A 10,438-nucleotide genomic window follows, 5' to 3' on the forward strand; every position below is an offset into this window, starting at 1 on the left:
CGAAACAATTTCCCGCTTTAGGCGCACTGGGCGGGAGCGCTGCGGCGTTGCTCCTCACTTGTGTGGCTCGCCACACGGCGCTCGGAGCGCCTTGCATCGCATCCCGCCCAGCGCCCCCACAACGGGAACTTATTCCGGGCCAAATCCTTACATGGCGACCACCTTGTCCAAGCCGTCCAGGACCATCGTCCAGTTCTTCTCGAACTCCTGCCGCTTCTCTGCGTCGCTGGGTTTCACGCCGCCCTTCAGGTTGCTCTGTATCAAGGTCACCACCGTCGACGAACCCTGCGGCTTCAGTTCGAACGTGACAACGTGATAGTTCTCCGGTGTATCGGCGCCGCCCGACAAGGGGCTCCAGTGCGACACGCTCAGGCGCTTCTCGGCTTGCATATCGAGCACCTCGCCTTTGTCTTCGTATTTCTTTCCATTGAACTCACCGCGCCACCAGATGGGGCTGCCGACGCGGAAGTCGCTTTCGACGTTGGAACCAAAGAAATAGCGCTTGATCAACGCCGGCGTGATCAGGGCTTTCCAGATCATCGCAGGCGTGGCTGCGATGGTTTTCGACACACGGGCGGTTGCTTCTGCCATTTCCGATGCTCCGGTTAATGCCGCTGTTGCGGCGGGCGGCACCCGTGGGCGCCTGGGTATGTGAAATGCGGGCAGTCGGCATGCCCATTCGATGGCTCCGACACCTTAGGCTTAGGATTTGGCCAGAAACAATTTCCCGTTTTGGGGGCGCTGGGCGGGATGCGATGCAAGGCGCTCCGAGCGCCGTGTGGCGAGCCCCACAAGCGAGGAGCAACGCCGCAGCGCGCTCGCCCAGCGCCCCCAAAACGGGAAATTGCTTCGGGCCAAATCCTTACGCTACAGATGCAAGCTCGCCGGTTCCGGTATCGTGCCCTCCCCCAATTCCCACTGAGCGAGAGGAATCCAAATGAAAACCAAAGCCGCTGTCGCCTGGAAGGCGGGCTCGCCGCTGACCATCGAAACCGTCGATCTCGAAGGGCCTCGCGCCGGCGAGGTGTTGGTGGAGGTGAAGGCCACAGGCATCTGCCACACCGACTACTACACACTCTCGGGCGCCGACCCGGAGGGGTTGTTCCCCGCCATCCTCGGGCACGAGGGCGTGGGCGTTGTGGTCGATGTGGGACCGGGGGTCACGACGCTGTCGCGCGACGACCATGTGATTCCGCTCTACACGCCCGAATGCCGGCAGTGCAAGTTCTGCCTGTCTCGCAAGACCAACCTCTGCCAGAAGATCCGCGGCACGCAAGGACGCGGCTTGATGCCCGACGGGTCGAGCCGCTTTTCTCTCGACGGCAAGCCCTTGCTGCACTACATGGGCACCTCGACCTTCAGCAACTACATCGTCGTTCCCGAGATCGCGCTCGCGAAAATCCGCAGCGACGCGCCCTTCGACAAGGCTTGCTATATCGGCTGCGGAGTGACGACGGGCGTGGGCGCGGTCATCTTCACCGCGAAGGTGGAGGCTGGCGCGAACGTGGTGGTGTTCGGGCTTGGAGGCATCGGGCTCAACGTGATTCAAGGCGCGAAAATGGTCGGCGCGGACAAGATCATTGGCGTCGACCTGAACCCTGCTCGCGAGGCCATCGGGCGACAGTTCGGCATGACGCATTTCATCAACCCCAAGGATGTCGACAACGTCGTCGATACCATCGTGCAACTCACCGAGGGCGGTGCAGACTTCAGCTTCGAATGCATAGGCAGCACAAACACAATGCGTCAGGCGCTGGAGTGCTGCCACAAAGGGTGGGGCCAGAGCATCATCATCGGCGTGGCGGAGGCAGGTGCCGAGATCAGCACGCGTCCCTTCCAGTTGGTGACGGGGCGTCGCTGGCTCGGCTCTGCATTCGGCGGCGCGCGAGGCCGCACCGACGTGCCAAAGATCGTTGATTGGTACATGGACGGCAAGCTCAACATCGATGACCTGATCACCCATCGCCTCTCCCTGTCGCAGATCAATGAAGGTTTCGATCTAATGAAGCGCGGCGAGTCGATTCGGTCAGTGGTGGTGTACTGAACGCTGCGCGATGAGCGAAATCCGGACTTTGGCAGAACACGCTTGCTTCGGGGGCGTGCAAAGTTTTCATGAGCACACGTCAGATGTCATCGGGTTGCCGATGCGCTTCGGTGTGTACCGACCTCCGCAGGCAGCGCATGGGCGAGTACCGTTGCTGTTTTTTCTGGCGGGACTGACCTGCACCGAAGAGACCTTCGCAACCAAGGCAGGCGCGCAGCGGCATGCGGCGGAGCATGGCTTGATGCTGGTGTCGCCAGACACGAGTCCACGCAACACAGGCATCGCCGGTGCCACGCAGGCTTGGGACTTCGGCGAAGGCGCAGGGTTTTATCTGGATGCGACGCAAGCGCCTTGGTCGCGATGCTTCCTCATGGAAAGCTATGTGACTCAGGAACTGCGCGAATCGGTCCTGCGGAACTTCCCGGCCGTGCCTGATCGCATCGGCATCTTCGGGCATTCGATGGGCGGGCATGGGGCCTTGACGCTGGGACTGCGGCATCCAGCGCTCTTTCGAAGTGTTTCGGCGTTGGCTCCGATCTGTGCACCGATGCAATGCTCTTGGGGACGCAAGGCGTTTACGGGGTATCTCGGCGACGACACATCGACGTGGGCGGAGCACGATGCAACGGCGTTGGTGAAGCTTGGAGCTCGCTTGCCCGGGCTGCTCGTCGATCAAGGGCTGGCAGACAAGTTCCTCGACGAGCAGCTGAATCCACATTTGTTCGAGGCGGCTTGCCGCGAGGCGGAGCAGCCTTTGACGCTGCGGCGGCACGCGGGCTACGACCACAGCTATTACTTCATCGCGAGCTTGATGGCCGATCACATTGCGCATCACGCAAGGGCGTTGGCGTAGGCCAAGTGCAAACCTCTTCACCATTTCATCAAGTAAGCGAAAGACTTCGGGCTGAGAGTTCGAAGCAACGTTCCCGGGGGCGAAGAACAAGGTCTTTGACCTTGCATTTGCAGTAATGATCCGAAGCGCCTAGGGTTGCCATGACACGTGCAAGGAAGCAACCATGGCAACTCTCCCCGGTCAGCCCCATCCCGACGACTCGGATCCGAACAGTCTGCCCGTCGAAGCCGAATTCGAGCCGGTCGTTCCGGCCGAACCCAACGATGGCGAACATGAGCCAGTGCCGAAGCCCGGCGAATGAAACCGCGTATTCGTTGCAATCGAATGGCCATGTGCTGAAAGCCTCCGGCATTGAGAGTGCTGAGACGGTCGCCGCCATGGACTATTTGCACCACGTCGTCGATCGGCGCTCATATGAATCGCTTCACTATGAAAGGCGGATGCTTCCATACGCGGTTCAGCGGGAGGAGGACTTGCTCACCCGCCAAGAGGAAAAGGGAGTTTTCCTTGGGGGTATCCACCGTGCAACATTTGCCCCACTGTCGGCAATGCCCCACGTTTGCCGCATTGCACCGATTGCATCACCCGCGATGGCGGCGATGATGGCGGCTCAGCCAACTCCAAGCAAGCCACGATGAAATTCACGTTTTGCATCGCCGCCCTCGCCCTCGCTTCAATTCAGTCGGCTTGGGCGCAATCCGATCCCGCCATCGCAATTGCCGCGAAGGAACCCGGCGCCGTCGTTACATCCACCGGCCTTGTGTACCGCTCGCTGAAGGAAGGTGAAGGTCCGAGCCCCGCGGCCACCGACAAGGTCAAGGTGCATTACCGAGGAACTTTCCCCGACGGGCGTGAGTTCGACAGCTCATACAAGAACAACCAACCGGCAGAATTTCCGCTGAACGGCGTCATCAAATGCTGGACCGAGGGCGTGCAGAAGATGAAGGTGGGCGGAAAAGCCAAACTCACCTGTCCGGCATCCATCGCCTACGGTGAACGCGGCGCTGGCGGTGTGATTCCACCAAACGCGACGCTGCAGTTCGATGTGGAACTGCTGGCCATCAGCAAGTAAACGTCGACGACCGTCCGCATCGTCGGCATCGTCCGACTGGGCGAGCCGCGAGCAAGCGACGAAGGCCTGCCACTGGGGACAGTTGGCAGGCCTCCTCGGGGCGTGCCGAAGGAGGAATTCGCATCCCGTGATTTCCTTTCGATCTCGATGCTCGCCGATGCATCCGCGCAGGCTGTGCCAACCGCTGAGATTTGCACCCAGCAGCGAAGACCTTGCCTCGGCCTCCAAGCGGCACTGCCATCAGAATGGGCACCGATGCAGTCCGATCTCGACCACGATTCCGCGGCGGCTGTGACGCCGGCCGGCGCAATGTTTCATCCCGCCGTGTCCGGTTGGCTGCACACCCGCTTTGGCCAGGCGACCGAGGTGCAAACCCGCGCCTGGGCCGTCACGTCGCAGCGTCGCCATGCTCTGATCGCCGCGCCTACCGGTTCTGGCAAGACGCTCGCAGCCTTCCTGGCCGCGATCAACGAACTGGTGCTCGAAGGGCTCGCACAGGGGCTAGCGGACGAGGTTCACGTGCTTTACGTGTCGCCGCTCAAGGCGTTGTCCAACGACATCCGCAAGAACCTGCAAGAACCGCTCGCCGGCATCCGCGCCGGCCTGCTGGAAATGGGGCTGCCCGACCCGGGCATCCGCGCCGCGGTTCGCACCGGCGACACGCCCGCCGCAGAGCGTGAGCGCATGCGCCGCACGCCACCGCACATCCTGGTAACGACGCCGGAGTCGCTGTACATCCTGCTCACGTCGGACTCCGGGCGCCGCATGCTCAAGTCCGTGAAGAGCGTGATCGTTGACGAGCTACATTCGGTAGCAGGCAGCAAGCGCGGCGCGCACCTGATGCTCTCGCTGGAGCGGCTCGAGGCGCTGTGCGAACGCCAGCCGGTGCGCATTGGCCTGTCGGCCACCGTCAAGCCGCTAGACACGATGGCGCGCTTTCTCGTCGGGCGGCATGGCGCGGCGTCACGCAACGCCATCGACAGCGACGTGGCAATCATCGACGCCGGCCATGTGCGCGAGCGCGACCTCGCCATCGAAGTGCCGCGCTCGCCATTGACCGCGGTGATGGCCAACGAGGTGTGGGGCGAGATGTACGACCGGCTCGCCGAGTTGATCCGCGCACACCGTACGACGCTGATCTTCGTCAACCAGCGCCGCATCGCCGAGCGTTGCGCGCGCCATTTGGCCGAGCGCCTGGGCGAGGAGCACGTCACCGCACACCACGGCAGCCTCGCCCGCGAACACCGCCTCCATGCCGAGCAGCGCCTGAAGGCCGGCGAACTCAAGGCGTTGGTGGCCACCAGTTCGCTTGAGCTCGGAATCGACATCGGTGACATTGACCTCGTCTGTCAGCTTGGCTCGCCGCGCGCGATCAACGCATTGCTGCAGCGCGTGGGGCGTGCTGGCCATGCGATCGGCGCGACCCCGAAAGGGCGGCTGTTCCCGCTGTCGCTCGACGATCTGCTCGAGTGCGCCGCGCTGCTCGATGCAGTGCAGCGCGGCGAGCTCGACCGCATTCGCGTGCCGCCGAAGCCACTCGACGTGTTGGCTCAGCAGATCGTCGCCGAAACGGCGTGTCGCGAATGGGAACTTGATGCGCTGTACACGCTGTGCTGCCGCGCAGGCCCGTACGAGCAGCTCGCGCTGCAGGAGTTCGAGCAGGTCGTGCAGATGCTGGCCGACGGCTACAGCACGCGGCGTGGCCGGCGCGGCGCCTATCTGCACTACGACGCGGTCAACCGCGTGATGCGCGCGCGCCGCGGCGCCAAGCTCAGCGCGGTGACGAACGCCGGCGTGATCCCCGACCAGTTCGACTACGACGTGGTGCTGCTGCCAGAAGGCCATCGCGTCGGCTCGCTCAACGAAGACTTCGCCTTCGAAAGCATCCCCGGCGACATCTTCCAGCTCGGCAACGCGTCGTACCGCATCGCCAAGGTCGAGACCGGCAAGGTGCTGGTCGAAGACGCGCGCGGCCAGCCGCCGTCTATGCCATTCTGGTTCGGCGAGGCGCTGGGCCGCAGCGATGAACTCTGCCACGCAGTGTCGCGCCTGAGCGAGGCGGCCGAAGCCGTGCTCGACGATGGCGCAGAGGCCTGCGCACGCTGGCTTCGCGACGGCCTGGGCATGCCCGTCGCCGCAGCGCAGCAGCTCGCGCTCTACCTCGGCGCCGCCAAGGCCGCGCTCGGTGTGCTGCCGAGCGAGCGGCGCATCGTCTTCGAGCGCTTTTTCGACGAGGTCGGCGACACCCACTTGGTGATCCATTCGCCGTTCGGCTCGCGCGTCAACAAGGCCTGGGGCCTGGCCTTGCGCAAGCGCTTCTGTCGTACCTTCAACTTCGAGCTGCAGGCCAGCGCACTTGAAGACAGCATCGTGCTGTCGCTCGGGCCGACGCACAGCTTTGCGCTCGACGAGGTCAAGGGCTACCTCAAGTCCGGGACCGCGCGCGACCTGCTGGTGCAGGCGCTGCTGGAGGCGCCGATGTTCGGCACGCGCTGGCGCTGGAATGCCACCGCGGCGCTGGCGGTGCGGCGCATGAACGGCGGCAAGAAGACGCCGCCGCAGTTCCAGCGCTCCGACGCACAGGATCTTTTGACCGTCGTGTTCCCAGACCAACTCGCCTGCGCCGAGAACCTCATCGGCGAGCGCGAGATCCCCGATCACCCGCTGGTTGCGCAGACCTTGCACGACTGTCTGCACGACACGATGGACGCGGACGGCTTCGTGCGCCTGCTGACGCGCATCGAGGTCGGCGAGGTGCAGATCACCACCTGCGAGCTGACCTCGCCGTCGCCGCTGTCGCTGGCGATCCTGAATGCCCGGCCGTATGCGTTCCTCGACGACGGTGCCGCCGAGGAACGGCGTACCAAGGCCGTTAGTGTTCAGCCGCTGATGGACGTGCAGACCGCGGCCGACCTGGGCCGGCTCGATCCGCAGGCGATTGCTCGCGTGTGCGACGAAGCCAAGCCCGAGATCGGCAATGCCGACGAGTTGCACGATGCGCTCGTCGTGCATGGGTTTCTGACAAGCGCCGAAGCGCCCTATCCTGACTTCATCGCCGCCCTCGAATCGCACCGCCGCGCGACCCGGCTGTCGATGGCATCGGGCGATACCGTGCACGTCGCCGCGGAACGTCTGCACGAGGTTCAGGCAGTGTTCCCCGAGGCTGCGTTCATACCATCGATCTCGGCCGTCGTCCCGTACCAGCCCGCACCCGACGACGCGCTGCGCGAGATTGTGCGTGGCCGCCTCGATCTGGTCGGGCCGACGAGCGCGGCGGCACTGGCAGCGCCGCTCAGCATGAGCGCCGACGCGCTGCTACCCGCGCTATTGCGGCTCGAAGCCGAGGGCGCGGCGATGCGCGGCGCGTTCACCGCCGTGGGAGTCGACGAGTGGTGCGACCGGCGCCTGATCGCGCGCATGCACCGCTACACGCGCGAGCGGTTGCGCGCCGAGATCCAGCCAGTGCCGCCGGCGCAGTTCATGCGCTTCCTGTTCCGCTGGCATCAGCTCGCGATCGGCTCGGGCGCTACCGACGGCGACGAGCGCCGCGAAGGCGAAGAAGGCTTGGCTGCCGTGCTGCGCCAGCTTGAAGGCCATGCCGCACCAGCGCTGTCGTGGGAAGAAGACCTGCTCGCAGCCCGAGTGCGCGACTACACGCCCGATATGTTGGACAAGCTCTGCGCGGCCGGTCGCATGGTCTGGTGGCGGCTCAGCGAGACCGGCGACGAAGCCAGGCGCCGCACCGGCCCGATCCGCGGCACGCCGGTGCTGCTGTGCGAGCGCGACGCGTTGGCGCATTGGCAGCAGCTCGGCGCCGCCACGGTCGACGATGCGCTGCTGTCGCACAAGGCGCTTCAGGTGCTGGCCGCGCTGCGCACGCACGGCGCGAGCTTCTTTGCCGACCTGCAGCACGACGCCCATCTGCTTGGCATCGAAGTCGAGCAGGCGCTGGCCGAGCTGGTCGCGCACGGCCTGGTCAGCTGCGATTCGTTTGCTGGACTGCGCGCGCTGGTGATGCCGGCCGACAAGCGCAGGCGGCTACAGCGCCGGCGACCCGGCCACGACCCGATCGACGATGCCGGCCGCTGGGCGCTGACACGCCGCGCGCGCCCTGCGATCGATGTACCCGGCGCGCTCGCGGCGCCGCACGTCGAGCACATCGCGCGCGTGCTGCTGCGGCGCTGGGGCGTGGTGTTCCGCAAGCTGCTCGAGCGCGAAGACGGCCTGCCGCCGTGGCGCGATCTGTATTACGTTTACCGGCGCCTGGAGGCGCGTGGCGAGGTGCGCGGCGGTCGCTTCGTCAGTGGCTTCGCGGGCGAACAGTTCGCGCTGCCGGAGGCCGTAGCGGCGCTGCGCAAGACCGCGAAGATTCCGGGCTCCGAGCGAGTGTCGGTCTCGGCACTCGATCCGCTCAACCTCGCCGGCATCCTGACACCGGGCGAGAAGGTCCCGCGGCTGGTCAGCAACCGCGTTCTGTTCGAGGGCGGCGTGCCGATCGCCGTACAGAGCGGTGGCGATGTGCACTACCTGACGCCGCTGGACGCTGGCGGCCAATGGGAAGTCAAGAACCTGCTGCTCCGCAAGCAGCGGCCGGGCAGCTGCGTCGAGCCGCCGGCGCGGCGGCAATAGGACGTCGGCCCTCCTCAGGCGGTGCGCCTGGGGAGCAATTCAGGGGGGGTCCGAAACCTCGTCGGCGAAGGCATGCGAAACGCGACGAAAGCACACTGTTGCCCTACGCCGCTTTTTGCCAAGACCAACTTTATGGTTGGAACGTTCGCCAGTTTGTCTACTTCAGGATGCTGTTACGAGGTGCTTTATGTACTCTTCGAAGCCGCGGGAGCCAGCTGACCTAAACCGCGGTCGGTACAGCAAGCCCGAAGGCTTTGCGGCGAAGGTAGCTTGGACACGTCTTGGACGCGAGGACGATCTATCCCGCCTCGACCCGCGCACAGTACGCCTCGATGGTCCGCTTCCACGCGGGCCGAGCCAGGCATCGATCGCGATACGACGCGACTCCCGGATACGGCGCGATCAATCCCTCATCCTTGATGCCCGCCGAAAGCACATGCGCCATCAGGATGTCGGCGACGGTGAATTCGTTTGTCGCGACGAAGTCGCGGCCAGCGAACCAGCGCTCCAGGTTTGTCAGCACCCGATTCGCCCAACCGACCAGGAACTCACGTGGCTTGCCGCAGCTGCCATCGGCCGTCCAGTCGTGCACCATCAGGGCGAGCAGCGGCATCTCGACCGAGTTCATTGCGGCGAAGCACCAGCGCATCACCTGCGCCTCGCCATCCCGGTCGCCGGGGATCAGGCGGCCGGACTTCTTCGCCAGGTAGATGAGGATGGCGGCGGATTCGGACAGCGCCAACCCGTCATCGTCGATCGACGGGATCTGTTCAAAGGGGCTGAGCCGGCGATAGGATTCGGTGTTCAGGTCGTGTGCAGGATGGTCCATGCCGGCCAGCTCGAACGACAGTTGCATTTCTTCGAGCGCCCACAGCACGCGCAGGTCGCGGGTGTGGCCGCGCGCGCCAGCGTTGACCCTCGAAAAGCCGTAAACCTTGATCATGGTGACGTTCCTTCGTTCAAGCTGCCCCGCTGCGGGGGGTGGGCGAGGCCGAGATCGGGCAGGGATGAAGCGCTGGGTATTGGCGCCGAGCATGGCAATGGTATCGGCGATGGCTGTGCACACGTCGCCGATGAACAGCACCATGCGCGGCCGAGCACGTTGCATGAAGCTGGCCGCGTAAGCTAGCTTGCACTTGCGTGCTCGTGAGGTTCGCTACAAAGGGCTGGCCAAGAACGAGGCGCAGCTGTACAGCCTTTTCGGCTTGGCCAACCTCGTCATCTGTAACCAGAAGCTGGCCAAGGGGTTTGAGGTACGTTGCGTGTGTTCAAAACTGGAGCGAACTGGATTCACACGCGAGTGACTTTCCAATCCATGTTTGCTGGAACTCAATGGATCGCTGCCGGGCGAGGATGGTCATTGATCGCGGGCGCCCCCCCGCACAGATCTGTACGTGCCCGATTCGGGCATACGGCTCCTGCCGCGGGTAGTGACGGTCAGGCCACTCATCAACGCACTGCGTCGATGTGCACCCTGCCGTACACAGTTCAGCCTCTGTGACACGCTATCTCGGCTCTGAGTCCGTCGCGTGCGTGGTTGTGCCGCGTTCCCCTTGGCCCCCGCCCTTGGCTCCACGTACTCCGCGGCCGGTTCGCCCGGCTTTGTTCGCAGGCTTCGTAGCTACTATGGCGAAGTCTGACTTCTCCAGCCCGTGCATCATCGGCTTCGGCTCCTCTTCCCGATGCGGGCCGTGAGCCGATGCTGGCGCCCACGGTCAGACTGGAGATCTCCCGGTTCTCGCGCAAGGAGCGTGCACACATGCCAGGGTCTGCGACCACGCCGGGCCGACCGTTCGCTTGCGATGGCGCGCACGGCCGTGTTGCCTTCCGCGTTTAGAAC

At 64.6% G+C, this 10,438-nt stretch carries 7 protein-coding genes; 5 read left to right on the forward strand and 2 right to left on the reverse strand.

The genetic code is table 11. The features are described from left to right. Positions 1 to 147 precede the first annotated feature (147 nt). Complete coding sequence (locus AC30NL_RS09745; protein ID WP_489463804.1) at positions 148 to 591, reverse strand: SRPBCC family protein; 444 nt, start codon at positions 589 to 591, stop codon at positions 148 to 150. Positions 592 to 937: 346 nt separating this feature from the next. Here AC30NL_RS09745 and AC30NL_RS09750 point away from each other — a divergent pair, with 346 nt between their 5' ends. The 5 genes from AC30NL_RS09750 to AC30NL_RS09770 all read left to right on the forward strand — a co-directional run bounded on the left by AC30NL_RS09750 (position 938) and on the right by AC30NL_RS09770 (position 8,598). Then, entirely contained in the window at positions 938 to 2,044 is a 1,107-nt protein-coding gene (locus tag AC30NL_RS09750; protein ID WP_489463805.1) for an S-(hydroxymethyl)glutathione dehydrogenase/class III alcohol dehydrogenase, read from the forward strand. 10 nt (positions 2,045 to 2,054) lie between these two features. Then, a complete protein-coding gene (fghA, locus tag AC30NL_RS09755) occupies positions 2,055 to 2,897 on the forward strand; it encodes an S-formylglutathione hydrolase (RefSeq protein WP_489463806.1) in 843 nt (280 codons plus the stop codon). A 163-nt stretch (positions 2,898 to 3,060) separates the two neighbouring features. Next, positions 3,061 to 3,198: a hypothetical protein gene (locus tag AC30NL_RS09760; protein WP_489463807.1), complete on the forward strand. Its 138-nt coding sequence runs from the start codon at positions 3,061 to 3,063 to the stop codon at positions 3,196 to 3,198. A 333-nt stretch (positions 3,199 to 3,531) separates the two neighbouring features. Continuing rightward, the gene (locus tag AC30NL_RS09765) at positions 3,532 to 3,969 is read left to right on the forward strand and encodes an FKBP-type peptidyl-prolyl cis-trans isomerase (RefSeq protein ID WP_489463808.1); all 438 of its coding nucleotides are present in this window, start codon (positions 3,532 to 3,534) and stop codon (positions 3,967 to 3,969) included. A 255-nt stretch (positions 3,970 to 4,224) separates the two neighbouring features. Then, on the forward strand, positions 4,225 to 8,598 hold the full coding sequence (locus AC30NL_RS09770; RefSeq protein ID WP_489463809.1) for a DEAD/DEAH box helicase: 4,374 nt from the start codon (positions 4,225 to 4,227) through the stop codon (positions 8,596 to 8,598). A gap of 298 nt (positions 8,599 to 8,896) precedes the next feature. Here the strand turns inward: AC30NL_RS09770 and AC30NL_RS09775 are convergent, their stop codons facing one another. Continuing rightward, entirely contained in the window at positions 8,897 to 9,685 is a 789-nt protein-coding gene (locus tag AC30NL_RS09775) for a glutathione S-transferase family protein (RefSeq protein WP_489463810.1), read from the reverse strand. Positions 9,686 to 10,438 lie beyond the last annotated feature (753 nt).

The sequence above is a fragment of the Rhizobacter sp. genome (assembly GCA_021153565.1).
In the GTDB taxonomy this organism is placed as follows: Bacteria; Pseudomonadota; Gammaproteobacteria; order Burkholderiales; family Burkholderiaceae_C; genus Albitalea.

Excerpts from the sequence above, each read along its gene's own strand:
- AC30NL_RS09745 (WP_489463804.1), bottom strand. The coding sequence starts at position 591 with ATGGCAGAAGCAACCGCCCGTGTGTCGAAAACCATCGCAGCCACGCCT.
- AC30NL_RS09750 (WP_489463805.1), top strand. The coding sequence starts at position 938 with ATGAAAACCAAAGCCGCTGTCGCCTGGAAGGCGGGCTCGCCGCTGACC.
- fghA (WP_489463806.1), top strand. The coding sequence starts at position 2,055 with ATGAGCGAAATCCGGACTTTGGCAGAACACGCTTGCTTCGGGGGCGTG.
- AC30NL_RS09760 (WP_489463807.1), top strand. The coding sequence starts at position 3,061 with ATGGCAACTCTCCCCGGTCAGCCCCATCCCGACGACTCGGATCCGAAC.
- AC30NL_RS09765 (WP_489463808.1), top strand. The coding sequence starts at position 3,532 with ATGAAATTCACGTTTTGCATCGCCGCCCTCGCCCTCGCTTCAATTCAG.
- AC30NL_RS09770 (WP_489463809.1), top strand. The coding sequence starts at position 4,225 with ATGCAGTCCGATCTCGACCACGATTCCGCGGCGGCTGTGACGCCGGCC.
- AC30NL_RS09775 (WP_489463810.1), bottom strand. The coding sequence starts at position 9,685 with ATGGTGCTGTTCATCGGCGACGTGTGCACAGCCATCGCCGATACCATT.